The organism is Sagittula sp. NFXS13, from assembly GCF_040148795.1.
GTDB lineage: Bacteria > Pseudomonadota > Alphaproteobacteria > Rhodobacterales > Rhodobacteraceae > Sagittula > Sagittula marina.
On record NZ_JAGEMH010000002.1, the window covers coordinates 158,805 to 183,727 of the forward strand.

Genomic DNA, 24,923 nt, shown 5'->3' on the forward strand with positions numbered 1-24,923 from the left:
AGGGTCAGGACGTGCTCGGTGGAGCCTGCTCAAATGAGGCGGACCATGCCTTGTTTGGCGCTGATATGATTGAACTTTAGCGAACCAAGGCAAAACTGTGGCGGCGATCCCGGAAATGGACACGAAGTGTTTCCTAGCCGAACGTTGCAAGGGTGTGGCGAGATTGAGGCGCAGCGGTTAGATTATGTCTCGAAGATGGCGCGCATCGGTCGTAGCAACCTCGGGAGAGGTTGGACTGGACGCCCTCTTCCGCATTGGGGGCCAACTTTGCGGGATCGCGTATTATGAACCAGTTTCAATCTGTCGATGAGATCTTTGCTGCACTGAAACGTCGCGGCTTGCTGATTGCCGGGATTTTCTTCGCGGGCATTCTTTTGTCGCTGAATTTTGCGCTGACCCAAACCAAGGTCTACGAGGCAACCGCCGTCGTCCAGATCGAGGACGCCAGCGTGGCAAGCGCGGCAACCTCTGTTCAGACCGCTGGCGGCACGTCCCGGCGACTCAAGCTGATCGAGCAGCGCCTCATGTCACGTGACAACCTCGTCCGCGTCATGGACAAGCACGACCTGTTCACGCACGATCCGATGATGAGCGCGTCCGAGCGTGTGTACATGATGCGCCAGTCCGCCCGTATCAACGAAATAACCAATCCAAGCACGGCCTTCAGTGCCGCGCCCGCCGTGCCCTCGGGCCTGATGATCACCGTGCAACTGGCTGACGCCGAGAAGGCCGCCGACGTGGCAAATGACCTGATGGGCTCAATGATCGAACAGTCCCGCACCCGCGCCGTGAACCAGGCCCGCGAAACGCTGTCCTTCTACCAGAACGAAGAGGCGCGCGTAGAGGCGGAGATCGTCGTGCTCGAAGATCAGATTGCCGCCTACAAGGAGGCCAATGCCGCGCAGCTTCCCGCGGGAATCATGGCGCTGCGCAGCCAGCTGACCACGTTGAAGGACACGCAGCTCGACCTGGAGCAGGAGATCATCTCCATGCAGTCCGACACCACGCGCCGCCGCGCCGAGGAGATCGAACGTCAGGTCACCTTGCTGGAGGATCAAAAGGCGCTGGTGGCCAGCCGGGCCGATGCCATCGAGGCGCAGATTGTCTCCGCCCCTGAAGTGGAGCGCGAGCTGTCCCGGATGGAACGCGAGATGGACCGACTGGAAGAGCAATATCGCGTCATCACCCGCGCCAAGGCTGAGGCCGAGATGGGCCAGGCGCTCGAAGATACCCAGAACGCCGGACGCTTTGAGGTGCTGGAAACCGCCCTCGTGCCGGAGAACCCCATGTCGTCTTCGGCGAAGAAAATCACGGCGGTCGGTGGATTTGCTTCGCTGTTGCTGGCGCTGGCTGTGGCTCTGGTGCTGGAAATGCTGAACCCGGCGATCCGCACCCAGCAACAGATGGAGCGTATCCTGGGCATTCAGCCAGTGGCCGTGATCCCGGTTGTGGCCACGGGCCGTGATCGCACCGCCGGTGGTTTGAAAGCGGCAGGCAAGGGTCTTGGCCTGCTGGCGTTGCTGGCCGGACTGGCGGGATGGATGGCGAAAACCTCTGGCCTTGGCGCGCTGTTCTCGCCGCGCCACGCTGTCCGCAACTGATATAGGATGCAGTCCTTCCGAGCCTGTGGGGGCGCCGGAAGGGAGAAACCGCGGCGGGCCGGTGGGGCCACGCCGCGGTTTTCTTTTGTCTGGGCGGGTGGGGGATCAGTAGGCGTAGCGGTCCGCGTCAGCGCCTTCGGCTTTGTTCAGAACCATGCCGAGCAGGGGCGTGTCCTTGCCAAGGCGGCGTTCCACTTCCTTGATCTCGCGTTCGGTGGTCAGACCACCGCCCACCACCAGCAGCACGCCGTCAAGCAGCGGCTGAAAGGCCATCACGTCATCATAAAACAGCGCAGGTGGCAGATCGAAGAGCATCACATCGGGTTGAAAGCTCTCTTCGATATGATTGAGCGCGCGTTCCGTGCGCGGGTCCTGCAGCAGTTCCGAGGCGTAGGGTTCGATCACCGTGTTCATGGAAAACGCGATATTGTGCCCGGCGTTGAAGTGGTTCTCGCCCATGCGCAGGAAGTGATCTTCCGGGGCAAGCGTGCCGCGCAGCACGTCGCCCAGCGAGCCAGGAGATTCGACGCCCATCACGCTGTGCAGCGAAGGCCGCCGCATGTCGAAGTCCATCACCAGGGTACGCGTGTTTTCCTGCCGTGAGAGAGACACCGCCAAGTTGGCCGTAGAGAATGTCTTGCCACAGTCCTTTCCGGGTGATGTGATCGCCACCCGTTTCCAGCCTTTTTCAGTAAGCGCGTGCATCAGCCGCGTGCGCAGCACGTCAAAGCTGGTGTGCGCCGGATTAAGGCGGTCGGCGGTGATCACCCGATTGCGGTTCAGGTGGTTAAGATCGACCGACATCATCGGGATGTCAGCCCAAGGATCACGTCGTTGCGCAGGCGCGCGTGGCATCGGCGTGGCTTGACGGCGGGTCTGCTCATCGAAGCTTTGCTGCTGGGCGCGCGCCGCCCCGGCCTGTTGGGCCAGTTCCGCCTGCTGCTGCGCTTCCGACCGCTTGGCACGGGCGGCGGCGAGGCGGTTGCGCCGGGTTTCTTCGGCCGCATCTGCCCGGGCCTGCGCTTCCGCAATCCTTACGGTCTCGGCTTCTTCTTCGGCGAGGCGTTGACGGTCGGCGCGGTCCTGCTCCTCGACTTGTCGTTGGGCGGAGGCAACTGCGTCAAGGTGCGTCTGTTCATCCGCCCCCTGCTCGGCCTCGTCGAATGCCTCAGCCTCGCGACGGGCCAGACGCTCTTCGCGGCTTTCCAAAGGCTCGATGGGCGCCAGATCGTCCTCGATCGGCTCATCTACCTTTAGCGGCTTGCGCCGGCGCCGAAATTTGCGGCTGTCCATCATGTTCATGCCTTGCCCTTGACCCTTTGACGGGCCGCTGCGCTACTCTTCACTGACGCCCAAAATTCACATGGCGTCCCTGTCAAATGTGGTTAAATCAGAAGATTCGGGCCAGAATGAGACCGATTGACAGGGATTGTTCACCAAACTGGCCCTTCCGATCAAAACCCGAACAAGCCCGCCTGCGTGATCGCCCGATCGATGAACCGCGCGCGGTCGGCTTCGGGCTGCCAGTCCAGAACACGTTTGGGCGCGCCGTTGTCGAAGGGGGAAAAGTGCGCCCGGCTTTGCCAGTCGGCGCGTGACGGGCGGATGACCGCCTTGCGCCGCAATGCGTGCTTTTTCAGCAGATATTTCACTGCATCAGAGGCGTAAAAGACATTCAGATTGCCCGGCACCACGCGAATACGCGCGCCCAGTTGGTCGTGGATCGCGTCAAAGTAATCGCGGGCGGACAACATCGGCTCCCCGATCAGGTTAAAGCTCTGGCCCTCGACCTGGACAGCATCCGCCTCGCCCATGGCGATCAGCCCGTCTGCCACGTCGTCATTGAGCACAAAGGGCAGGATGTTGCGCCCATGCCCCCAGATGCGCACAGCCCCCGCGCCGTGCCAGCGCCCGATCCCCCAGTGTTGCAGCGGGCCGCCGGGGCCGACCACGATGCCGGGCCGCGCGATGGTCAGCGGCAGGCCCCGCTCTCGATGCAGTTTCAGCAGTTGCTTTTCACACTCGGCCTTTGACCGGGCGTACATGTTGCGGTCTGTCATATCGTCGGCAAAGCCGGTCGTCTCGGAGATGGTCTTTGTCGGGTCGGACATGTCGTAGGACGCGATGGTGCCGGTATAGACAAGCCGTTTCACCCCTGCCTTTTCACAAGCCATACCGATGCGCGTGGCCACGCCCACATCATGGATCAACGCGTCCTGCCACGTGTCGGTCATCGCGCGGGCGAGGTTGTAGACCACCTCGATCCCCTGCATCGCCTCGGTCAGCGCGTCCAGATCGTAAAGGTCCACCGGAACGGTTTCCACCTGATCGGGCAGATCGGGGAAGGGGCCGAAGCGCCCGCGCGACACGACGCGCACATCGCGGCCTGTCTCCACCAACCGCCGCGTCAAGGCGCGCCCGATAAAGCCGGTGCCGCCGATGACCATCGCTGTGGGGTTGGGCTGTCGGGTCTGCACCGCAGGGGCGGCCACCTGTTTCACATCTTCCGGAAGTGCGTCGATGATGCGGTCGATGGTGTCCATCACGGCCACCGCAGACTCGGCAGAGAAACGCGGATCTTGCGCCCCCTTCGCCATCGCGCCGTAGATCGCGGCGCCCATGCCCCGAAAGCTTTGCGCATAGGGGCTGCGGGTGTTGAGGGAGCGCGCTTGCGTCCAGGCGTTCTGCGCCCCGACCTTGAGCCGTTGCTCGGACACGTCGAGCTGTTTGCGCAGCGGGTTCACGATCAGATCCGAGGCGTTCTCCCGTTCCACCGTCAGCGTGTCGGCAGCATAGTCCAGACACGCCCGCGCAGAGGAGCCGCGCAACGTGACAGAGCGGTCATCCACGGTTTCGACCATGGTGATCTGGAACGAGAGGTTCACATGACCGGCACGGGCGAGGATGCGAAAGCTCTGCGGTCGGGCGTCGTCGCCGGGCAGCATCACCGGATGACCGGCTTCGGCATGGGTGATCTCGATCTCGCCAAACAGGTCGTGGGCAAAAGCCACCAGATGCGGCCCCAGTTCCAGCAGCAGGTTCTGTGGTTGCTGCAAAAGCCACAGGTTAAAGGGCCCGGACCGCAGCGGCGCAAGCGGCAGCGCCCAAAGGATCTCTGCGGTGTGGATCCGACCGTAATCGCCCTCTTGCATCGCGCGCTTCATGGCGACATATGACGGCAGTCCAAGAAAGTTGTGACCGGGGGCAAACAGCTGCCCATGCGTCCGCGCGGTGTCCGCGATTCGGCGGGTGGCTTCGGCTGATTCGGCAACAGGCTTTTCCACAAGCACATTCAGGCCGCCAGACAGGCATTGTGTGGCGATACCCTCGTGTATGTTGGGCGGTGTGAGAATATGAACCGCGTCACAGGTTTTCGATTCGATCAAGTTATCCACGGATGTGAACACCTCTGCCCCATGTTGCTCCGCGAGGGTTTTGGCAGCGGATTCGCGTGGGTCGCAGATGGCGGCGATTCGAACTCCGGGCGTGGCGCCAAGCGCGTCTGCGTGCCAGTCTGCGATGTATCCTGCGCCAATCAGTCCGATGCGTATCTCTTGGGTCATTACTTGTACTCGATCAGTGTCATGTCCGCCCCGGTCAGCCGCCGCCGGTAAAAGCGCAGCATGCCGATCAGGTTCGGAAATTTGGAAAGAAAGATAAGGCCGGCCTGTCGCGCGGGCTCTGACAGGCCATTACGTTTAAGGCCCTGCATGGTGCGCAGGTAGTTCAATCCATACAGGCCAATCACCAACAACGTCAGCCAGAGCGACGTAACCAGCCCGAAGATCATCGCAAACGGCAGAAGCGCGGCGTAAATCCAGGTGCGACGGCGTTCGTTGGCGAAATATTCGGGATGCAGATGACCGACCTGGGCAAAGCCATGCCCGGTGCGGACCGCTCGCTGCCACCACTGGCCAAAACGCAGCATGGCTGCATCATGCCGGGTCATTGGCAGGGGAAGCCGGTGCAGGGACCAACCTGCCTTGCGAAAGCGGACGCAGACCTCTTCATCCTCACTTGCGACGATCGACGGGTTCATGCCCCCCACCTGCTGCCACAGAGCAGCGCGCACCATCATGTCGCCGCCACACGCTTTGATCGGCCCGGCGGGGCGATGCCATTCCCAATCGCAAAGCCGATTGTACAAGGATGCCTTGGGGTGAATCTCGGACCGCCAACCGGTGACCAAGCCGACCTCTGGGTGCCCGTCGAGAAAGTCGCGCCCGGCGTCGAGCCAGCCATCCACCAGCGCGCAGTCACCGTCGATGAATTGCACGTAGTCGGGGGCGCCGTCGGGCAGGCGCAGCGCGTCAAAGCCTGCGTTGCGCGCGCGCGCGGCGCTGAACGGCACGGACATGTCCAGTTGCACCACCAATGCGCCGGCACGCTCGGCCTCGAGCACGCTGTCGTCGGTGGAGCCGGAGTCCACATAGATGACACGATTGGCCATGCCGCGCACCGATGCCAAGGACGCCACCAGTCGAGCCCCCTCGTTGCGGCCAATCAATATAACGTGGATCGGGGTCATGCGGCAGGCTCCGGCCGTTTGGGGGGCTGTTCCCCGCGCGCATAAGTGGTGAACAGCGTCGAGAGGCGCGCGGCCTCTGTATGTATGTTGTAATCGGTCTCGACAATAGCGCGGCCCTGCGCGCCCATTTCCCTGCGGTCATCGCGGGCAAGCGTGTCGGCAATGGCCTGCGCCAGCGCATCGGCGTCCCCCGGCGCGACCAGAGTTCCGGCGTTGTCACGCACCAGCTCAGACACGCCGGCGATGCGCGTGGTGACGACCGGCACGCCGGAGGCCATCGCTTCCATCAAAACCACCGGGACGCCCTCGGCAAAGGAGGGCAGCACGAACAGATCGGTGCGCGACAGCTCCTCGGCCACTTCGGCCTGACTGCGGTAGCCCATGAAGGTGATGAAAGTGTGCATGTCCAACTGTCGGGCGTAGGCGTCGATGGCGGCGCGTTCCGGTCCGTCACCGATCAGGGTCAGCCTCAGATCCGGGTGGGTGTGGCGCAGCAGTGCAAGCGCGCGCAGCAGCACCGGCACGCCTTTGACCCCGGCGAGCCGACCGACGAACAGCAGGTTCTGCGCGTCATGCGCGGCGGGCGTATAGCGCGAGGGGTCCACGCCGCAATGAATGACGTGAAACCGGTCCCAATGGATCTGGTTGGCAAAGCACATCAGTTGCGAACGGGCAAAATCGCTGATGCAGGCGACAAAGGCCGCGCGTTCGGACTTTTCGTCAATGCGCCAATGATGCGGCTCAAAGAAGATGTCCGGCCCGTGGATGGTAAAGCTGTAGGGAATGCCCGACAGCTCGGACGCCAGCATCGCCACGGTGCAGGACGCCTTGGCGATGTGATTGTGCAGATGGTCGATGCCTTGCCGCTGCATGTGGTCCGCCAGAACCGCAGCCTCGGCAAAGTAGATAAGGTTATAGAGCCGCCCCTTGATCCCTTTCGGCGCGGTGGTCCATGCCAGTTTTAGCGCACGCATGTACCGTCTGGGGCGCTTGAGGTAGCGCAGATGAGCCCGCATCAGTCGGGGACCTTTGCAGGCGTCGAGCACTTTGAACGTGCGCGTGTGCTCTGCGCGCTGTTCCGGCCCCACGAGGTGCTCGGCCCCGGTGGTGCGGATGGAACAGGTCTCCACCTCGTGGCCCAGCGCGCGCAGCGCCGCCACTTCACGCTGGATGAACGTGTCGGAGGCGCGCGGGTATTCCCCGGTGAGATAGGCGAGTTTCGGCAGTGTCATTCTGACTCTTTCGTGCGGGCCATCATGCCCTCAAAGCTGTCGATATCTTCGCCACCCAATCTATTGCGCAGCGCTGTGTTCGGGTAGGTCAGTGGCATCATGCGGGCGCGTAGAATGGACGGTTGGAACAGGCCGGGCAGCTTGGCTGACAACGGCCCCAGCGCACCGGCCATGCCAGCCCACGCGCCATAGGGCACGGACGTGTTGATCCGGGGCCAGCCGTAGCACCGTTTGTGCGCGCGCAGAAACCGGGCGCGCGTCGGGCGGTCGTCGTCAAACACATTCACCGTGCCGGGACCGGAGGTCTGCGCCGCCGCAATAGCCGCGCGGGCGACGTGATCCACATGGGCGAGCGGCAGCTCCCCCTCCGATCCAATGGTGACAAACAGCTTCGATGCCCAGAACCCCTGAAGCGCATGCCAAGACCGTCCCGGTCCCCAGATCACGCCGGGGCGCAAGGTCCAGCCGTCGCGCAACGCTTCAGCCAACAGCGCCTCCTGCATCCGCTTGGCCCCGGCATAGGCGTCGCGCGCGTTTGCCGGGGTCGAGGGCAGGGGGATCAGCGGCGTCGCCTCGGTCATCGCCTCGCCGGGGGCAAGCCGGTCCGTGTCATAGACCGCAAGGGAGGAGATCAGAATCAACCGGGCAGGCCGCAGGCGCAGCGTATCGCGGACCGTGGCGCTGGCGGTCATGGTGTCGCGGGCGAGGCGTTCGGGATCGTCCCCCAGATGCGCCGCCGCGTGGATCAGGGCTGCGCTCTCTGGCAAGGCCTCGGCCAGACGCTGCGCTGCATCCGCGTCGGTGAGGTCAAGCCGGAGATGTGTTATGCCCGCGTCGTCGGCCCACTGTGGCAACGGGGCGGAGCGGGTCACGGCCAGCACCGGAAATCCCTGCCGCCGCGCCTCAGCCACGCAGGCGCGCCCGACAAAGCCATTGGCCCCGGTTATCGCGATGGTCAAAGCGGTCATCTCGCCCATGGCATCGGCTCCATCGGGTCGCAGGTGGTGGTCATGCGCTGGGCGCCTGTGGTCTCTCCCGAGTTCTGGATGGCCAATGTGACCTCCGTCAGGTGCAAAGCCATGGCGTTGGTCATGCGCGGCGGCCGATGTTCCCGCGCGGCCTCCAGCACCTCCGCCGGACCGAGGGCAAAGTTCATCGCCGCCGCACCCCAGCGCTCCACCTTGGGATGGGTGGGCTGCGGCAGCTTGATCCGCTTCGGCCAGGGGTGCTCCATCAGCCGCCGTCGCACCGTCAGACGGCGGGCAAAGCGCACCTTGGCCGCGTTGTCCCATGCGGCGTTGCAGGACAGCACGCCTTTGTCCCCGACGACGCGGATGGTGTGGTCATGCGGCGCGGTGATCGAGCAGGTCAGCCGCGTCACCGGGCCGTTCTCGAAGTAAAGAATCGCCACGGACAGATCAGGGGCAAAGGGGCCGTTGCCCTCCTTGTCGGGGATGGTCTCTGCGCTTGCGGCCACCACGGTGCGCACCGATCCGAACCACGACATCAGCCATGTGAGGTAATAGCCTGCATGTTCCAGCGTGCATCCGACGCGGAACTCGTCCTCGAACGGCCAGGGCGCGCCGGATTCCGAGACCCACTTGTGATAGGCAGCCTGCGGGATGAACCCATCGTCCAATTCGGCATAAATCGCCCGAGGTGTGCCGACAGTGCCCGCGCGCAAGGCATGGCCGAGCGTCTGCGCCGCTTCGCCCAAGGCCGAACAGGGCGCGGAGGCCAGCACCAAGCCCTTCGCCTCTGCCAGATCGTGCAGGGCACGCGCATCGTCAAAGGCGGTCGCCAGTGGCTTTTCGGAATAGACCGGGTGCCCCGCCTCCAGGCAGGCTTTTGACGTGTCAAAATGCGCATGCGGGTTCGTCAGGTTCACCACCAAGGCACCGGGCGCAGCCGCCAGAAGCGCCGCGAAACTGTCACACTGAGGGTAGCCCCAATGGCTGCAGAACGCCGCCCGCCGTGCCGCGTCGATGTCAAAGACCCCCGCGACCTCGATATTCGGGAAGGTCTTCAGGGAACGGGCATACAGGTCGGCCACGAAACCGCAGCCGAGCAACAGGATCCGGTCCTTCTGACCGCTATTCAAAACCGTCGTGCTTTTCACAACGCACCCCTCGTGACCCGCCTTCCCCTTACAGGAGAACGTGGCGATTTTTCGGCGCTCTGCCCAGAAATCGGCCATGACTGCGGCACTGCGGCATCACTGCATGAATTTTTGGCAGTGTTGTTGCACAAACGGCACGGACCTTGTGGATAGGACGCGCTATCTACGCAGGCGGGGAAGCGAGGCTGCCAATGTTCTTCGGTGTCGAGGGTGAAGAGATAGAGGTCAACGTGCCCAACTGGGCCGTGCTCGAAGCGCGCGTGCGAGAACGTTTTGCGCAACGCCGTGGCTTTGCCTTGGCGACCATTAACCTTGATCACATCGTCAAATTGCGCGCCTCGCCTCGGTTCCGCATGGCCTATGCGGCGCAGGATTTCGTCGTGGCGGATGGCAACCCCATCGTCTGGATGTCCCGACTGGCGGGGCGACCTGTCTCGCTGATCCCCGGATCGGAGGCGATATTGCCTCTTGCGCGTCTTGCCGCCGCCCAAGGGGTCACTGTCGCGCTGTTCGGTGCGTCCGACCGGGTGTTGGCCGCCGCGCAGGAATACCTGGAACGCGAAGTGCGCGATCTGCGTGTGATTTGCCGCATCGCACCCGCCATGGGCTTTGACCCCGAAAGCGAGCTGGCAGAGGCGATGCTGGGCGAAATTGCCGACAGCGGTGCGCGCCTGTGCTTTGTAGCCCTGGGCGCGCCCAAGCAGGAAATGTTCGCCGCCCATGGCCGCAAAGTCGCGCCGGAAGTGGGCTTTGCCTCCATCGGCGCCGGGTTGGATTTTTATGCCGGCGAACAGAATCGTGCGCCAGAATGGGTCCGCAAATTTGCGCTGGAATGGTTGTGGCGCGCGGCCTCCAGCCCCAGGCGGCTTGGCCCGCGCTACGCCAAATGCTTGGCGATCCTGCCCGGCGAAGCGGCGAAAGCCGCGCTGATCCGGTTGAAGGATCGCAAGGTCTAAGGGGCTTTGGAAATGACCCGCGCGGGCACACCGGCCACGGTCGCCCCGGCAGGCACATCCCGCGTCACGACAGCGTTGGCGCCGATCACCGCGTGATCGCCCACGGTCAAAGGCCCGATCAGCTTGGCCCCAGCGCCCACATCCACATGCCCCCCCAGGATCACCGGCCCGGCGAAGGTCACCTGATGGAAAATCATGCAGTTCGGGCCGATCACGGCCTCGGGGTGTATGATGATCCCGGTCGGATGTGTCAGCCGCAGACCGCCCCCGATCTGCGTGTTGAGATGCAGCTCGGATTGCGTCATCAGCGACCAGAACCAGTGCACCATCACCCAGTATTTCGCGCGCACCCGCCCCAGGGGTCCGCGCGCGCGACCGGCCTGATAGCGGCGCACCGACCGGATCAGCTTTGGGCCCGGGTCCCAAAAGCGCGACACCGTTTCCCGTGACCAATCGGGCGCGCTCGCCGAAATGTCGCTTTCTTGATTCATTCTCATTGGCCTCCACGGCGATGCGCCATATTCCTGCCCAGAAATGCTGTATCTTGCACACAATGGCAACAAAACACGCTGTTTGCATGGGGCGACGCTGTCCCCGTCGGCAAAGCCGGCGCACAACGATGCAGGCATGAACTTCATCCGCGCCGGAGAACCCGGAAACACATGACCGAGACGTCCCCGCATCCCGCCTATCGCGGCGATATCGACGGGCTGCGCGCCGTCGCAGTGCTGTCCGTGGTTCTGTATCACTTCGGTTTGCCGCTGCGGGGCGGATTTACCGGCGTCGACGTGTTCTTTGTCATCTCCGGCTATCTGATCGGCGGCCTGCTGTGGCGCGAATACTGCGCAGATGACAAGATCCGTATCGGCGCGTTTTACCTGCGCCGGTTCCGACGGCTGGCGCCAGCGTTCTTTGCCATGGTGCTGGGGACGGCAGCGTTGGGCTGGGTGTTGCTTTTGCCCTTTGAATATCGTGAATTCGGCAAAAGCGCTGTTGCCGCCTCCTTCTACTTGTCCAACTTTCTGTTCTGGCGGCAGACGGGCTATTTCGACGCCGCAGCCCACGACAAACCGCTATTGCACACCTGGTCGCTGGCGGTGGAAGAGCAGTTCTACATCTTCCTGCCGCTGATGTTCCTGCTGCTGGCGCGGTCCCGTCGCGCGATGATCTGGGCGCTGGTGGCGTGCTGGGCCGCGTCGCTTGTGGCCTGCGTCTTGATGACGCCGCAGTATCCGTCGGCCAGCTTCTACCTGTTTCCATTCCGCGCGTGGGAGATGCTCAGCGGCGTATTGCTGGCCATTTGGGGCCAGACGCGAGGCACCCGGTGGGAGGGCTGGCGCGCGTTGAGCTGGGTGGGCCTCGGCCTCGTGCTTCTGTCCGTTGTGATGATACCATCCGGGCCGCTGTTTCCCGGTCTGCTGGCGACCGTTCCGGTGCTCGGCACACTGTTGGTGCTGGCCAACGGGAGGAACGACGGCGCGGTCAATCGTCTGCTGCGCCTCCCTGCTTTCAGGTTTTTCGGTCTGATTTCCTATTCGCTGTACCTGTGGCATTGGCCGGTTGTGACCCTGTCCAACAGTCTGCGGGACGGCTACGCAAACCCGTTCGAGGCGCTGATCTGGATGGCCCTCTCCGTGGGTCTGGCATGGCTGTCATGGCGCTTTGTCGAACAGCCGGTGCGCCGGGCCGTTCGGCTGCCGGGCTGGGTCCTGGCAGGCGGAACGGTGCTCGCCAGCGCGGCCGTGTTGGGTTTCGGCCTGTTTTTGCGGGCTGAGGACGGTCTGCCCGGCAGGTTTGGGCCGGAGGCAGGGGTGCACATCGCGGCCTCAGCCGATTTCTTGCAGGATTTCAGCCGCTGCTACGTGGCCGACGATCTGCCTCTCGACGGTCTTGAGGTCTGTCCCATCGGCCCGGAGGGGCCGCCGCAGGTGCTGATCTGGGGCGACAGCCACGCGCGCGCGTTTTACGAGGGGCTGGCGCTTGCTGCTGATGAGGCTGGCGTGCCGGCAATGGTGCTGTGGCGCGCAGGTTGTCCACCGCTGATCGGCCAGCGCAAGGTCGAAAGCGCCGCAACACCGGCGCAGAACACAGCCTGTCGTCAGGCCAATATGCAAATCAAACAGGCGCTTGGCCGTTTGAACAGCGTTCAACGCGTTCTGTTGATCGGGCGTTGGGGCTATTACACCACGGGGCAGGGCACCGGGTTGGACGCGAACAACCTCATCTCCATCTTTCCCACGGAGCGGCCAGAGCGCGTCGCTGAACCGCAGGTGGATGTCCTCTCGGAGGCATCAGAGGCCACAGTCGACCAGCTCCTCCGCCAGTTTGGCGAGGTTTACGTGTTGCGCCAGCCGCCGGAAATTCCGTTCTATGACAGTCGCCGTGCCGCGCGGGAGGCCGCTCATGCAGGGCTTCCCTTCGCCGCTGAACCTGTGACGCAATCGGTGGTCCCGCGCGAGGATATCGCCGCCCGCGCCACTTCGGCGGATGCCGCGTGGCGCGATCTGGTGGCGTCGAACCGCGTCGGCTGGCTGGACCCTTGGCCCTGGCTCTGCGATGACGCGACGTGCAGCGCCGTGCACAGCGGCACCGGCCAGTACTTCGACAACAACCACATGACCAACAGCGCGGCCCGTCGTCTGCGCGATGTCTTTGCACCAGTGTTTCGCGGCGATTCGCGCGGCTCCGCTCTGAATACGGTCCCTCTGCCATGACCCTGTCGGACGGCGACTGGGATGTGCTGGTCATCGGCACGGGCATCGGTGGCGGCACGCTGGGCAGACGTCTGGCCGAAGCCGGTCAACGGGTGCTGTTTCTCGAAAAAGGGCAGGCCGATGCGCGCAGCGCCGAAAATGGCCTGTCAGAGATCTTCGTGCCGGAGGCGCGCGCGAAACGCGGGCTTTGGCCTCAGCCCCTGTCGGTCGAGGTCGACGGCGTCGCGCAATCGTTTTACGCGCCTTTGGGGTCCGGTCCGGGCGGCAGCTCGGTGTTCTACGCGGCCACGCTGGAACGCCCCGAACGGCATGATCTGGAGGACACCCCGCAGCGTCCACATCCCACCGGGGGCTGGCCTTTGGGCTTTGACGCGCTGGCGCCTTTCTACGCAGAGGCCGCGCAGATGTATCGCGTCTACGGCACGCCTGATCCACTGTCAGATGAGGCCCCGCTGCCGCTGCGCGATCCGCCCGCCCTGACCGCGGTCGAAATGGCGCTGATGAACAGATTTCGCGCCCGTGGCCTGCATCCCTACCACGCGCATACTGCCGTGGAACGGGTGGATGGCTGCCAGATGTGCCTTGGCCGCAAATGCCCGAACCCGTGCAAGATGGACGGACGGTCCGCGGGGGTGGAGCCCGCCTTGGCCACCGGGCGGGCTGAGATGCTCACCGGGGCAGAGGTCACGCGGCTGGTGATGGACGGCCCGCGCGTCGCTGCGGTGGAGGCCGTGGTGGATGGGCAAACCCGCCGCTTTACCGCACGGCGTTACGTGTTGGCGGCGGGCGCACTCGGGTCGCCTCAGGTGCTGTTGCGCTCCGCCTGTGCGGGATGGGAGGCGGGCGTGGCGAACGGCTCCGGCCTTGTCGGGCGGAACCTGATGTTTCACGTGAACGAAATGTTCGCGCTCTGGCCGCGTGTCGAAGGCCCCGCGACCAAGGCCGTGTCGCTGCGGGACCTCTACCACAGCGACGGGCAGCGGCTGGGCACGGTGCAGGCCATGGGCATCCGCGCCTCCTACGGTGAAATCGTGTTTTATCTCAACCGGATGCTGGCGGCAAAAGGCTGGTCCCGGCTGTCCCCGTTCACGCGCCTGCCGGCCGCTCTGGCCGCGCGGATGTTGGGGTCTGCGCAGATCTTCGTCGGACTGATGGAGGATCTGCCCTACGCCGAAAACCGGGTGGAGGCCGATGGCCGCGTCGTTTACCGCCTGTCGGATGAGTTGAAGACCCGGCGCCGCGCGTTTCGTCGCGCGATCCGTCGCGGCCTGGGCGGTCTTTTCCTGAGCGTCACGCCGGAGCTGAACTGGGGCCACCCCTGCGGCAGTTTGCGGTTTGGCGATGATCCGGCGCAATCGGTGCTGCGGCCTGACGGGCGCGCGCATGAGGTCGACAACCTGTGGGTTGCGGATGCGTCTTTCATGCCGACCTCCATGGGTGTTAACCCAAGCCTGACAATCGCTGCCTATGCGCTTTCGGTGGCGGCGGGACTGCTGGAGCATGACGGATGAAGATCACACCGAAGGACGGCATCGTTGTCGTGACCGGCGCAGGCTCTGGTCTGGGGCGCGCCATGGCCCGGCAATTCTGCGCGGCGGGCTTCAGCGTGGTTGGCATGGGGCGGCAGGCGGAGACCCTGGCCGAAACCGGCGCGGGGCTGGATCGGTTTCATCCGGTTGTGCTGGATGTCTCTGACGGTGGCGCCGTCACGCGGGAATTTTCCCGGTTGCGCGACGGGGTTGGTCCAGTTGCCGTGCTGGTGAACAACGCCGCCGTCTACCCGAGGAAAGATTTTCTGAGCGAAACCGGCGACAGCTTCATGCAGACGGTGAACACGAACCTCGGCGGGACCGTGCATTGCACGCGTGCGGCGCTGGAGGGCATGGTGCAGACCGGGCGGGGCCGGATTCTCAACGTGGCGACCTTTGCCGACGTGGCGCCACTGCCGACCGCATCCGCCTACGCCGTATCCAAGGGCGCGGCGCGCATATTTACCCGCGCGGTGGTGGCCGATCTGGCGGACCGTTTTCCGGGCATCGTCATGTCTGACTGGATGCCGGGGATGCTGGCGACGAAAATGGGCATTGCCGACGGGCTCGACCCCGAGGTGACGGCGGCTTGGGGCGTGCAACTGGCGCTGTCATGCGATCGGTCCCTGACCGGCTCCGTCTTCGAGATGGACCGCGAGGTTCTGGAACCGCGCGGTCTGAAATCCCGGCTGAAGGATGTGATCCTGATGCGACGCAAGCGCGCCCGCAGGGTGTCCGAGATCTGAGCCAGCGGGGTCGTCTGGCCGCGCCTACAGCAGACGCGGCTTCGGTGCGGGCTGGCCGTTGCCGACCCAGCGGTAAACCTCTGCGATCTGTTCCGCTTTGCGTGACCATAGAAAGGCGTCCTGAACGCGCTGAAAAGCCGTCTCTGCCAGCGGCGCCAGCCGATCTGGCGCCTCGGTCAGCCGCGTCAACTCGCGGCGAAAGTCCGCGACGATCTGATCCCGCGATCCGATCGGCACCTTGATACCGGTGGTGTTGTCCACCAATTCGCCGGGGCCTGCGTAATCCACGATCAGGGGCGGCACGCCGAGGGCCATCGCCTCCAAAACGACGCCGCCGCCGAATTCACGGATCGACGGAAAGGCGAACAGATGGCTTTGGCACAGCACATCCTGCACCCGGTCATGCGCCTGCCAGCCGTGAAAGGTCACAGCCGAACCGATGCCAAGCCGCTCCGCCTGTGCGCGCAGCTCCGGCATCATCGGCCCGTCGCCCACCAGATCGAGCCTCATCCTGCCTTCACGCAGCAGATCGGCTGCTGCATCCAGCAGCATGTCCGGTCCTTTGTAGGGCACGAGCCGTCCGATGAAACACGCACGCAAGGGGCCATCGGCTGGCGTGGCACGGCGATTGAACCGCTTGGGATCAATGCCATTTTCTGGAAGCCACAGCGTCTTGTGCTGATGGCGTTCCGGGATTTCCGAGGCCGTGTACCGGCTGCCCGCCAGAATGGCGCTGGCGTGATCCAATGTGGCGCTTGCCCCCGGCAACAGCTTGTAGGCGCGGCGCATCGGCGCGAGGAACTCCTTCTCCGCGCGGCGAATGTGATCGAACGCCTCGGGCCAGGGCACGCCCCCATTCAACGGCCCCAGCACAAAGGGCACGCCCACCGCCGCACATTTCCGGGCGAGGGAGGATGGCGACGTCGGCGACAGCGGCGTCACGCGATGGACGATGTCATAGTCGCCGCGCGTGATTGCCGGGCCGAATCTTTGCCAGACAAGTCGTTCGAAATACGGATAGGACACGGCATTCACCGCCTGTACGATGGTCCAGCCCTTGCCGTCTCCCATGCGCAGCTTTTCGGCCAGGGCCCACATCGGCTTGGCAAAGCGTTCTGAATCGATGGCGGTGAAGTCACGGCCTTCGATCAGCCCGGCGCGCAGGATGGCGTCGCGGTTGCGGATCTGCGTCACGAGGTGCACATCCGCGACCTCGCGCAGCGCAGAGGCCAGCGACCACCCCACCAAAGGCACGGACACCCATTCGGGATTGGCCGCTTCGGCGATGATCAGAACGCGTGGACGAGGATGGGTCATCGGATCACGGGCTCCCATTTCAGCGGCTTGGAAACCGGCTTTTGCGTATCATCCACCGGTTGGGGAGGAGAGGTAAGGCGTGCCGTGCGCAGCTGCTCGGCATAGCCCAAAAGCGCCCCGCACAGCAGCCACGTCAAAGGTGTGAGCGTGGCATTGGGCACCATGTCGGCAAGGTTCAGCGCCAGCAGCAGCGCCAGTGGACCGACCAGAGGCGACACCTGTGCCACGTCCAGCCTGCGCGCCAGCCTGACTTCCTGTGCGATCATCACCAGAGGGAGCAGGATCAGCCCGAACTCGGCGGCGAAACCGACCCAGCCGTAGACGCCGATGGTGATGATCCAGCGGCCATCGGTGACCGTCAGGATGAAACCGGTGACCGGGTCCAGAATGTGATTGCGGCCCCAACTGCCCCACCCGAACAGCGGCTTGAGGTAGGCGCGGTCCAGCAGCGTGTTCTCGTTCATGAAGCGGAACCGCAGGGATGCCGCCCGGTCCGGATCAATGGCAGCGGCGCGGGCGAGGAGCGTTTCCTCCGGCACCAGCGCAAAGCCCTTCAGGATGGGATAGATCAGCGCGATCACGCCGATAACGATGGCGAGGCGGATCTGCCAACGGACGGGCAGACAAATCACCGCCGGCGCGGCGACGGCAAACAGGATCACCGCACCCATGGATTTTGCCATGACCAGGATCATCGACAACCAAAGCGCTGCAAGCAAAAACTTTACCTTCTGCTCGCCGGGGGACAGCCGCCACAGACCCCAGGCGGCCGTCGCAGCCATGAAGGTGTAGAAGGCGACCCAAAGCCCGTGATATAGAAAAACGACCGGTCGGTAGCCGCCAAAGCGGACGCTCTGTCCGAAGTAATGCTGATAATAGCCGTAAATCCACATGTTCAGCTGCGGAGACATGCGGATTTCGATCAGCATGAGCGCCGAATACACCAGCCCCCCAATCATCAGCGCCTTGAGCAGCTCGCGTTGTGCCCCCCCCGAAGACAGGAACTGCCGCGCCATCAAGAAGGGCAGCAACACCAGAAATTGCTGCACGGACAGCGCGATCATGTCCTTTATCCCCAGCGGCGGCAGGCCGACCTCCCCCCATATCACCGGCTCCCCGTTAGTTAGCACTGTCAGGATGGGCGACAGCACAAACGTCAACACAAAGGCTTTGCCGATCATCGACTGCGGCAGCAGCGAGGCCGACAGCTTTCGCCGCCACAGGACGGTGGCAAAGGCGAACAGCGCGGGAATGTTGTGCTTGGTCAGGGGCGGCGCAGCGGGCAGGTCAAAGACGGCGGGCGGTTCCGGCAAGAACAGGTAGCCCAGCAGGATCGACCAGATCAACGCGCGGTCGGCGGGCAGCTTCCCGAACAGTGCCATCACCACCAGCGGAAAGCAGGCGAGGGCAAGAAAGGCGAGAGGATTGGGCATCTGTGCGCGAACAGCCTTGGATCGGTTTGCCAAGGATTACCATCCGCATCGGGCGAAGTCGCGTCAGCTTTGCGTCCGATCTGTGGAAATGGAAACGTTACCTGTGGTGTTCCAGTCACTGTTTAGGCCATGGAGGCGGTATCGTCAGCGCCGTCACACTCTTGCCCAAAAAGCGGGGCAGGCGCTGGACTGTCTATTGGTTCGATATTCTGGAGCTTGTCATGCCTCCTCTGCGCATTGCCTATCTCTGCGATATGCCCCCGAGCGACCGGAACATCTATTCCGGCGGCAATGCCCGTATTTTCGATGCGCTCAAGGATCATGCGGACAGCGTCACGGTGTTGCCGCAGGACTGGGGCGCCGCCGAACCTCTTCGACAAGCGATTCTCAAGACGTCCACCGGGATGAACATGCGTCTGCGCTGGCGTGCGCATTATGCCCTGCGCGGGATCATCGCGCGGCGGGTGCAGCGGGCCTTGCACGCAGGGACGTATGACGTGCTGTTCGGCACCTATGCGCTGCACGCCATGGCAGGGGTGACAGCGCCCAAAGGCATGGTGACCGCCTTTACCGCCGACGCGCTGCAATCGGTGTTTCGCGAGTCCGTTCTGGGCACGCATCACGAACAGCGCTTGATTGGACGGGCCATGAACGGCTGGGTGGAACGGCGCGAGCGCGAGGCGCTTCAAGGTCTGGACCTCGGGCTTTGGCCCTCCGAGTGGCTGCGTGACGCGGTGGAGGCACGCTACAACCTGCCCGCCGACGTCAGCCATGTGGTGGAATGGGGTGCCAACATACCGCCGCCGCCCGCGCCGGGGCCGCGCAGCCTGTCGTCCTCGGTGCGTCTGCTGGTCATCGGCCGCGATTGGTTCGCCAAGGGAGGCCCGACGGCTTTTGACACCATGCAGATCCTGCGGGCGCGCGGCGTGGATGCGCGGTTGACCGTGATCGGCTGCATCCCGCCAGAGCGCTATCGTTCAGACCATGTGACCGTGCACCCTCAGTTAAACAAAGCCGTGCCAGCCGAACTGGCGACCTTTCAAAACGCACTGTCAGAGGCGCATTTCCTCGTCATGCCGTCGTTTGAAAGCTACGGCTTCGCCTTTTGCGAGGCATCTGCCTACGGGCTGCCCGCGCTGTGCTTGCGGGTCGGCGGCGTGCCTGTCCGCGAGGGCGAGAACGGCCATGCCCTGCCGCCGGGCTCAGGGCCAGAGGATTTTGCCGACATCATCGCGACCTACCATGCCGCGCCGGAGCGGTACGCGGACCTCAGCCGCTCCGCGCGCAAGGTTTACGAACAGCGCCTGAACTGGGACGCCTGGGCGCGCCGTTCCACAGCGCTGATGCGGCAGGCGGTGGCTGAAAAGCGCAGCTAACTCTCGCGCAAGGGATGTGGTAGCCAAGGGAGAGACGGTACAACGCGACTCGGTTGGTGGAAAAAATGGCAGATCTGACGGAACACGGCGCGACAACGCGCGACGACTTGGCGGCACGGCACGCGGTCTCGGGCACAACGGTCGAGGCGATGATGGTGTCGGTCGTCAACGGCGGCGGCACGCAGGCGCAATTCTCCATCCCCGAACTGGGCGGCATGGGGCAATGGTCGCGCGGTGGCATGACCATGGTGGGCGACATGTTCAACACCGGGCTCAAGGCGCGGGTGTCGAACCTCTGCGAGGATATCGCGCAGGCCGCTGGGCAAGGCCCGCTGTTCAAACGCGCGGAGCCGCAGGGAAATTGGCAGGGCCAGTCGCAATCGCAGGGATCTGGCAATGGATTTGGCTCCATGTCGATGCACAGCGGTGGCTGGTGGCCAGAGACGCTGGGCCAGCCCTCGGCCCAAGGCTCCCAGAACGATATGTCCTACGCGATCTTCCCGGACCGGCAGCGTCTGGCAGTCAATCTGGCGGGCGGGGTCACGGTGCATGACACCGGCGACCACCTGATCACAGGCATTTCGCAGCAGCAGGGGGATGGGCGCAACTGGACCTTCACCAGCCAATACGGCGCGGTGGATCTGGCGGCGATGCCCGTGGTTCTTGGCGAGGACACGACCAAAGAGACCACGCCGGATACAGCCAGGACATCGACGCCCACCACGCCCACCGTGGCGGATCAGCCCGCTGAAACCTGGGCCCCAACCACCGCGGACGCCGACGCACCGGAAAACTTCTTTGACCCGATGCAGCCAGAGGCGGACATGCCCGAACTGGAGGCCGCGCCGCAGTCCTCAAAGGGATCTGCACCGTCCGCCTCCGGGGCGCAATTGCTGACCGATGCCGACCAGATCTTTGCCGCACTGCAAAAGCTGGGCGACCTGCACGACCTCAACATCCTGTCGGACGAGGAATTTGCCATCAAGAAAGCAGAGCTTCTGGCGCGGCTCTGACCAGCATCAGGATGGGCATGTATGGTCTGACGTTCGACGCGCTGCGCCGCTCCTGGCCCGTCATGGGGGTGATCGTGGCGCTTTTGGTAGTCGGGGACCGCTTCATCGACGGCCTCGCGCCGCAGATTGCGCTGCTGATCGTCTACGGTGTGGCGGCCTTTTCCACCCACCGCTGCGTGCTGTTGCATGATCGTGTGACATGGGGTGGCGTTCAGTCATCCACGGGAGGGGGCGTTACGGACCTGCCGCTCTTTGCCTTCCTCTGGCGGTTTGTCCTGATCAGCGCCGCTGGGCTGGCGCTGGCGTTTTTCCCTATCTTTTGGTTGACGTATTTCGGCAGGTTCTACCTGAGCAGCAATCCAGAGGTGAATGTCATCGGCATGACGCTGCTTGGCACCGCCGTTGGCCTGCCTTTCAGCCTCCTTTTGTTGACATTCGTCGGCACGCTGTTGCCCGCTGCGGCCATCGGCGGCGACGCCCGTATCGGCAGTGCGCTGCGGCGCGGGCGAGTGCGCTTCTGGAAAACCATCGGCCGCTTCTTTGCAGGGCCGGGCGTTGTCTTCCTTCTGGTCACGCTTGTCATGGGCAAGTCGGCGATGAACCCGACGATTACGATGGCCGGGGACATCACCCTGCACCTGATCGGCGCGGCGCTGGGCGTCTTTTGCACCATGATGGTCGCCACGATCCTCAGCATGACCTACCGCGAGGCCGAGGCGACCGCCCCCTCTTGAAGACTGGTCTTTCCCCGGCGTGACATCTGGCCCTATTCGGCGCTCCGCAGGCTGGATAGATTGTGGGAAACGCACGCTGGGACACCCCTCCGGATTGGTTTTCGCGGAGATGCCAGCATGAAAATGACCACCGAAGAAGCCTTCGTCAAAGTGCTTCAACGCCACGGGATCGAACATGCCTTTGGCATTATCGGCTCGGCCTTCATGCCGATTTCCGATTTGTTCCCGCAGGCTGTCATCCAGTTTCGGGACTGCGCGCAGGAAGGGTCCGGCGGCATGATGGCAAACGGCTACACCCGCGCGTCCGGCAAGATGTCGATGATGCTCGCGCAGAATGGCCCCGGCATCACCAATTCCGTCACCGCCGCGAAAACCGCCTGCTGGAACCACAGCCCGCTGCTGCTGGTCACGCCGCAGGCCGCGCACAAGACCATCGGGCAGGGCGGCTTTTTCCTTGCGCGTTGAGCCCTGCTGGTTTCAGGTGAAACCGATGTCAGGAGCGAACACCCGAATGCCGCTGCACAACTGCCGAACCCGCGCAAAACCCCGACGCGCGATAGCGGCTGTTTTGCCGGTGCTCGGTCACAAGATACCGCGCCTCCGGGCCTTCGCCGGGCTGCGCCGCGCGATCTTCGTCCAAAGCCTCCTGCACTTGCCTTTTTTCCGGCGGGCGTCGATGCCAACGGAATATCCGTTTGAACGTAGCCCGTTGACACACCGGCCCTTACCGCCACCGGGGCGTTTCTTGGCGGTGCCGCCCAAAAAAACTGCTTGGTTCCGAAGATATGGGCTGGAGGCCCGGTATGCCTGACCCTCACCTGGATCTTAATCCTGCCGTGTCCGACGAGGTCCGCAAGACCACCTGCTACATGTGCGCCTGCCGCTGCGGCATCAACGTGCACATGAAAGGCGGCAAGGTCGCCTATATCGAGGGCAACCGCGACCACCCGATCAACAAGGGCGTGCTCTGTGCCAAAGGGTCCGCCGGGATCATGCAGCACAACTCCCCCGCCCGCCTGCGCGCGCCGCTGCGCCGCGTCGGGCCGCGTGGCTCCGGCAAGTTCGAGGAAATCAGTTGGAACGAGGCCCTGCAAACGGCGGTCGACTGGCTGAAACCCCTGCGTGCAGAGGCCCCGGAAAAGCTCGCCTTCTTCACCGGCCGCGACCAATCGCAAAGCTTCACCGGCTGGTGGGCGCAACAATTCGGCACCCCGAATTTCGCGGCGCATGGCGGCTTTTGCTCGGTCAACATGGCGGCGGCGGGCATTTACACCATGGGCGGCGCCTTTTGGGAGTTCGGCACCCCGGATTGGGACCATGCCAAGCTGTTTATCCTGTTTGGCGTCGCCGAGGATCACGACAGCAACCCGATCAAGATGGGGATTGGCCGGCTGAAGGCACGCGGTGCAAAGGTGATCGGCGTGAACCCCGTGCGCTCTGGCTACAACGCGGTGGCGGATGAATGGGTCGGGATCACCCCTGGCACCGACGGCCTGCTGATCCTGTCGCTGATCCATTGCCTGATGAAGGCCGGGCAGATCGACCTCGATTATCTGACCCGCTACACCGACGCGCCGCTGCTGCTGGATGGCGACCCAAAGTCCGACACCCACGGTCTGTTGCTGCGCGATGCCGAGGGGCGCGCCCAAGTGATCGACCGGGCCACCGGCAAACCCGCCGCTGCGGACACCCCCGGCGTTGCACCCGATCCCGGCGCGCATTGGCGGCACGCAGGCGTCACCCATGTCACTGTTCTGCACCGCATGGCAGAGACCTACCTGATCCCCGACTACGCCCCGGAGGCCGTGTCAGAGCGCTGCGGCGTCTCGCCCGCGCAGATCCGCGCGCTGGCGGCCCAGATCGCCCGCGCAGCCTTTGACGAACCTGTGGTGATTGACCAGCCGTGGACCGATTGGCGCGGCGAACGACATCAGCGCATGGTCGGGCGCGGGGTTGCCTTTCACGCCATGCGCGGCATCTCGGCCCATTCCAACGGGTTCCAGACCTGCCGCGCGCTGCACATGCTGCAAATCCTGATCGGCGCTGTGGAAAGCCCCGGCGGGATGCGCTTCAAACCGCCCTATCCGAAACCCGCCACCGCGCATCCGCGCCCCCACGCGCGGTCCAATCCCGGCCAACCGTTGCCCGGCCCGCACCTTGGCTATCCCCAAGGGCCGGAGGATCTGGCGCTGTCCGATGACGGCACACCGTTGCGCATCGACAAGGCGTTCACATGGGAAAACCCGCTGTCGGCGCATGGGCTGATGCATATGGTGATCTCCAATGCCGCCGCAGCAGACCCGTACAAGATCGACACGCTGTTCCTGTACATGGCCAACATGGCGTGGAATTCCTCCATGAACACGCGCGGCGTGATGGAGATGCTGACCCGCACCGACGACAGCGGCGACTACGTGATCCCGCGCATCATCTATTCTGACGCCTACAGCTCCGAGATGGTGGCCTATGCCGACCTGATCCTGCCTGACACCACCTATCTGGAACGGCACGACTGTATTTCGCTGCTCGATCGCCCGGTGTCCGAACCCGATGCCGCCGCCGATGCAATCCGCTGGCCCGTCGTCACCCCGGATCGGGATGTACGCGGCTTTCAGTCGGTGCTGCTGGACCTTGGCGCGCGCCTCGGCCTGCCGGGCATGACAGAGCCGGACGGCACGCCCACCTACAGCGACTACGCCGACTACATGACGCGCCACGAACGCCGCCCCGGTGTCGGACCTCTGGCAGGCTGGCGCGGCGCGCACGGAGATCAGCACGGGCGCGGCGACCCGAACCCCGACCAGATCGACCGCTACATCGCCAACGGCGGATTTTGCGCCCAGCACGTCCCGCCCGAGGCGCGGTATTTCAAGCCGTGGAATGCCGCCTATCAGGACTGGGCCGTGCAGATCGGCCTGATGGACAAGGCCACGCCGTATCGTTTCACACTCTACGCAGAGCCGCTCCGCCGGTTTCAGCGCGCCGCCGAAGGGCATGGCCCGCATCAGCCCCCCGACCACCTGCGCGATCAGATAAAAACCCGCCTCACGCCACTCCCAACCTGGTATGACACCGCGGACCAGACCAACTGCGCCGACTATCCGATCCACGCGCTGACCCAACGGCCCATGGCAATGTACCACAGCTGGGGCGGGCAAAACGCCTGGCTGCGGCAAATCCACGGGTGCAACCCGATGTATCTGCCCACGGCCCTCATACGCGCTCACGATCTGAAAGACGGCGACTGGGTGTGCGTCACCTCTCCCCATGGGGCGATCACGGTGCCGGTGGCGGAGATGGCCGCGCTCAACCCGCACACCATCTGGACGTGGAACGCCATCGGCAAACGAGGCGGGGCCTGGGCGCTCGACAAGAACGCACCAGAGGCCACGAAGGGCTTTCTGCTCAACCATGTCATTCACGAACTCCTCCCGCCAAGGGGAGACGGCCTGCGCTGGTCCAACTCCGACCCGGTCACCGGGCAGGCGGCGTGGTTCGACCTGCGCGTCCGGATCGAAAAGACAGCGGCCCCTGCCGATCCTATCCCGCCGCAGGCCAGCCCCGTGCCACCCGCGCCCAAAGTACTGCGCTGGCAGGTAAAGGACTGACGACATGCGCCTGTTTC

18 protein-coding genes and 1 pseudogene are annotated in these 24,923 nt (G+C 64.2%); 10 read left to right on the plus strand and 9 right to left on the minus strand.

Annotation, left to right across the window (positions count from 1 at the left end; translation table 11 throughout):
• Positions 1-284 precede the first annotated feature (284 nt).
• Positions 285-1,601, plus strand: coding sequence for a Wzz/FepE/Etk N-terminal domain-containing protein (locus J4E08_RS05125; protein WP_349537569.1), 1,317 nt, complete (start codon positions 285-287; stop codon positions 1,599-1,601).
• 105 nt (positions 1,602-1,706) lie between these two features.
• Here the strand turns inward: J4E08_RS05125 and J4E08_RS05130 are convergent, their stop codons facing one another.
• The 6 genes from J4E08_RS05130 to J4E08_RS05155 form a co-directional block, all read right to left on the minus strand.
• A complete protein-coding gene (locus tag J4E08_RS05130; protein WP_349537570.1) occupies positions 1,707-2,903 on the minus strand; it encodes a CpsD/CapB family tyrosine-protein kinase in 1,197 nt (398 codons plus the stop codon).
• 152 nt (positions 2,904-3,055) lie between these two features.
• Entirely contained in the window at positions 3,056-5,164 is a 2,109-nt protein-coding gene (locus J4E08_RS05135; protein ID WP_349537571.1) for an NAD-dependent epimerase/dehydratase family protein, read from the minus strand.
• Entirely contained in the window at positions 5,164-6,129 is a 966-nt protein-coding gene (locus J4E08_RS05140; protein ID WP_349537572.1) for a glycosyltransferase family 2 protein, read from the minus strand. Before J4E08_RS05140 ends, J4E08_RS05135 begins: the two co-directional genes overlap by 1 nt.
• Positions 6,126-7,361 (minus strand): glycosyltransferase, encoded by a 1,236-nt coding sequence (locus J4E08_RS05145; RefSeq protein ID WP_349537573.1) that lies wholly within the window; start codon positions 7,359-7,361, stop codon positions 6,126-6,128. Before J4E08_RS05145 ends, J4E08_RS05140 begins: the two co-directional genes overlap by 4 nt.
• A complete protein-coding gene (locus J4E08_RS05150; RefSeq protein WP_349537574.1) occupies positions 7,358-8,338 on the minus strand; it encodes an NAD-dependent epimerase/dehydratase family protein in 981 nt (326 codons plus the stop codon). Before J4E08_RS05150 ends, J4E08_RS05145 begins: the two co-directional genes overlap by 4 nt.
• Positions 8,326-9,480, minus strand: a complete 1,155-nt coding sequence (locus tag J4E08_RS05155; RefSeq protein WP_349537575.1) for a Gfo/Idh/MocA family protein — start codon at positions 9,478-9,480, stop codon at positions 8,326-8,328. The genes J4E08_RS05150 and J4E08_RS05155 overlap by 13 nt, the downstream gene beginning before the upstream one ends.
• Positions 9,481-9,671: 191 nt before the next feature.
• Here J4E08_RS05155 and J4E08_RS05160 point away from each other — a divergent pair, with 191 nt between their 5' ends.
• The gene (locus J4E08_RS05160) at positions 9,672-10,436 is read left to right on the plus strand and encodes a WecB/TagA/CpsF family glycosyltransferase (RefSeq protein ID WP_349537576.1); all 765 of its coding nucleotides are present in this window, start codon (positions 9,672-9,674) and stop codon (positions 10,434-10,436) included.
• Here the strand turns inward: J4E08_RS05160 and J4E08_RS05165 are convergent.
• Positions 10,433-10,927 carry a serine O-acetyltransferase gene (locus J4E08_RS05165; protein ID WP_349537577.1) on the minus strand — a complete coding sequence of 165 codons (495 nt, stop codon included), beginning with the start codon at positions 10,925-10,927 and terminating at the stop codon, positions 10,433-10,435. The two genes, J4E08_RS05160 and J4E08_RS05165, sit on opposite strands and share 4 nt — an antisense overlap.
• A 171-nt stretch (positions 10,928-11,098) precedes the next feature.
• Here J4E08_RS05165 and J4E08_RS05170 point away from each other — a divergent pair, with 171 nt between their 5' ends.
• The 3 genes from J4E08_RS05170 to J4E08_RS05180 are packed head-to-tail and all read left to right on the plus strand — an operon-like array spanning position 11,099 to position 15,425.
• Entirely contained in the window at positions 11,099-13,150 is a 2,052-nt protein-coding gene (locus J4E08_RS05170) for an acyltransferase family protein (RefSeq protein ID WP_349537578.1), read from the plus strand.
• Positions 13,147-14,661 (plus strand): GMC oxidoreductase, encoded by a 1,515-nt coding sequence (locus J4E08_RS05175; protein WP_349537579.1) that lies wholly within the window; start codon positions 13,147-13,149, stop codon positions 14,659-14,661. The genes J4E08_RS05170 and J4E08_RS05175 overlap by 4 nt, the downstream gene beginning before the upstream one ends.
• Positions 14,658-15,425, plus strand: a complete 768-nt coding sequence (locus J4E08_RS05180) for an SDR family oxidoreductase (RefSeq protein WP_349537580.1) — start codon at positions 14,658-14,660, stop codon at positions 15,423-15,425. The genes J4E08_RS05175 and J4E08_RS05180 overlap by 4 nt, the downstream gene beginning before the upstream one ends.
• Positions 15,426-15,449: 24 nt before the next feature.
• Here J4E08_RS05180 and J4E08_RS05185 read toward each other — a convergent pair whose 3' ends face one another.
• The gene (locus J4E08_RS05185) at positions 15,450-16,742 is read right to left on the minus strand and encodes a glycosyltransferase family 4 protein (RefSeq protein WP_349537581.1); all 1,293 of its coding nucleotides are present in this window, start codon (positions 16,740-16,742) and stop codon (positions 15,450-15,452) included.
• Positions 16,739-18,175 carry a hypothetical protein gene (locus J4E08_RS05190; protein WP_349537582.1) on the minus strand — a complete coding sequence of 479 codons (1,437 nt, stop codon included), beginning with the start codon at positions 18,173-18,175 and terminating at the stop codon, positions 16,739-16,741. The genes J4E08_RS05185 and J4E08_RS05190 overlap by 4 nt, the downstream gene beginning before the upstream one ends.
• Before the next feature lie 221 nt (positions 18,176-18,396).
• Between J4E08_RS05190 and J4E08_RS05195 the strand changes: the two genes are divergently transcribed.
• The 5 genes and pseudogenes from J4E08_RS05195 (at position 18,397) to J4E08_RS05215 (ending at position 24,906) form a co-directional block, all read left to right on the plus strand.
• On the plus strand, positions 18,397-19,551 hold the full coding sequence (locus J4E08_RS05195; RefSeq protein WP_349537583.1) for a glycosyltransferase family 4 protein: 1,155 nt from the start codon (positions 18,397-18,399) through the stop codon (positions 19,549-19,551).
• A 65-nt stretch (positions 19,552-19,616) separates the two neighbouring features.
• The gene (locus tag J4E08_RS05200; RefSeq protein ID WP_349537584.1) at positions 19,617-20,564 is read left to right on the plus strand and encodes an SHOCT domain-containing protein; all 948 of its coding nucleotides are present in this window, start codon (positions 19,617-19,619) and stop codon (positions 20,562-20,564) included.
• Between the two features lie 17 nt (positions 20,565-20,581).
• On the plus strand, positions 20,582-21,298 hold the full coding sequence (locus J4E08_RS05205) for a hypothetical protein (protein WP_349537585.1): 717 nt from the start codon (positions 20,582-20,584) through the stop codon (positions 21,296-21,298).
• Between the two features lie 117 nt (positions 21,299-21,415).
• Positions 21,416-21,748 (plus strand): annotated as a pseudogene (locus J4E08_RS05210) (thiamine pyrophosphate-binding protein); the annotation flags it as partial.
• A gap of 353 nt (positions 21,749-22,101) precedes the next feature.
• Positions 22,102-24,906, plus strand: a complete 2,805-nt coding sequence (locus J4E08_RS05215) for a molybdopterin oxidoreductase family protein (protein ID WP_349537586.1) — start codon at positions 22,102-22,104, stop codon at positions 24,904-24,906.
• Positions 24,907-24,923: the final 17 nt, after the last annotated feature.

What these genes read in the sequence shown, in the direction of transcription:
- J4E08_RS05125 (WP_349537569.1), top strand. Translation starts at nt 285, where the DNA reads ATGAACCAGTTTCAATCTGTCGATGAGATCTTTGCTGCACTGAAACGT.
- J4E08_RS05130 (WP_349537570.1), bottom strand. Translation starts at nt 2,903, where the DNA reads ATGAACATGATGGACAGCCGCAAATTTCGGCGCCGGCGCAAGCCGCTA.
- J4E08_RS05135 (WP_349537571.1), bottom strand. Translation starts at nt 5,164, where the DNA reads ATGACCCAAGAGATACGCATCGGACTGATTGGCGCAGGATACATCGCA.
- J4E08_RS05140 (WP_349537572.1), bottom strand. Translation starts at nt 6,129, where the DNA reads ATGACCCCGATCCACGTTATATTGATTGGCCGCAACGAGGGGGCTCGA.
- J4E08_RS05145 (WP_349537573.1), bottom strand. Translation starts at nt 7,361, where the DNA reads ATGACACTGCCGAAACTCGCCTATCTCACCGGGGAATACCCGCGCGCC.
- J4E08_RS05150 (WP_349537574.1), bottom strand. Translation starts at nt 8,338, where the DNA reads ATGGGCGAGATGACCGCTTTGACCATCGCGATAACCGGGGCCAATGGC.
- J4E08_RS05160 (WP_349537576.1), top strand. Translation starts at nt 9,672, where the DNA reads ATGTTCTTCGGTGTCGAGGGTGAAGAGATAGAGGTCAACGTGCCCAAC.
- J4E08_RS05165 (WP_349537577.1), bottom strand. Translation starts at nt 10,927, where the DNA reads ATGAATCAAGAAAGCGACATTTCGGCGAGCGCGCCCGATTGGTCACGG.
- J4E08_RS05170 (WP_349537578.1), top strand. Translation starts at nt 11,099, where the DNA reads ATGACCGAGACGTCCCCGCATCCCGCCTATCGCGGCGATATCGACGGG.
- J4E08_RS05175 (WP_349537579.1), top strand. Translation starts at nt 13,147, where the DNA reads ATGACCCTGTCGGACGGCGACTGGGATGTGCTGGTCATCGGCACGGGC.
- J4E08_RS05180 (WP_349537580.1), top strand. Translation starts at nt 14,658, where the DNA reads ATGAAGATCACACCGAAGGACGGCATCGTTGTCGTGACCGGCGCAGGC.
- J4E08_RS05185 (WP_349537581.1), bottom strand. Translation starts at nt 16,742, where the DNA reads ATGACCCATCCTCGTCCACGCGTTCTGATCATCGCCGAAGCGGCCAAT.
- J4E08_RS05190 (WP_349537582.1), bottom strand. Translation starts at nt 18,175, where the DNA reads ATGCCCAATCCTCTCGCCTTTCTTGCCCTCGCCTGCTTTCCGCTGGTG.
- J4E08_RS05195 (WP_349537583.1), top strand. Translation starts at nt 18,397, where the DNA reads ATGCCTCCTCTGCGCATTGCCTATCTCTGCGATATGCCCCCGAGCGAC.
- J4E08_RS05200 (WP_349537584.1), top strand. Translation starts at nt 19,617, where the DNA reads ATGGCAGATCTGACGGAACACGGCGCGACAACGCGCGACGACTTGGCG.
- J4E08_RS05205 (WP_349537585.1), top strand. Translation starts at nt 20,582, where the DNA reads ATGTATGGTCTGACGTTCGACGCGCTGCGCCGCTCCTGGCCCGTCATG.
- J4E08_RS05215 (WP_349537586.1), top strand. Translation starts at nt 22,102, where the DNA reads ATGCCTGACCCTCACCTGGATCTTAATCCTGCCGTGTCCGACGAGGTC.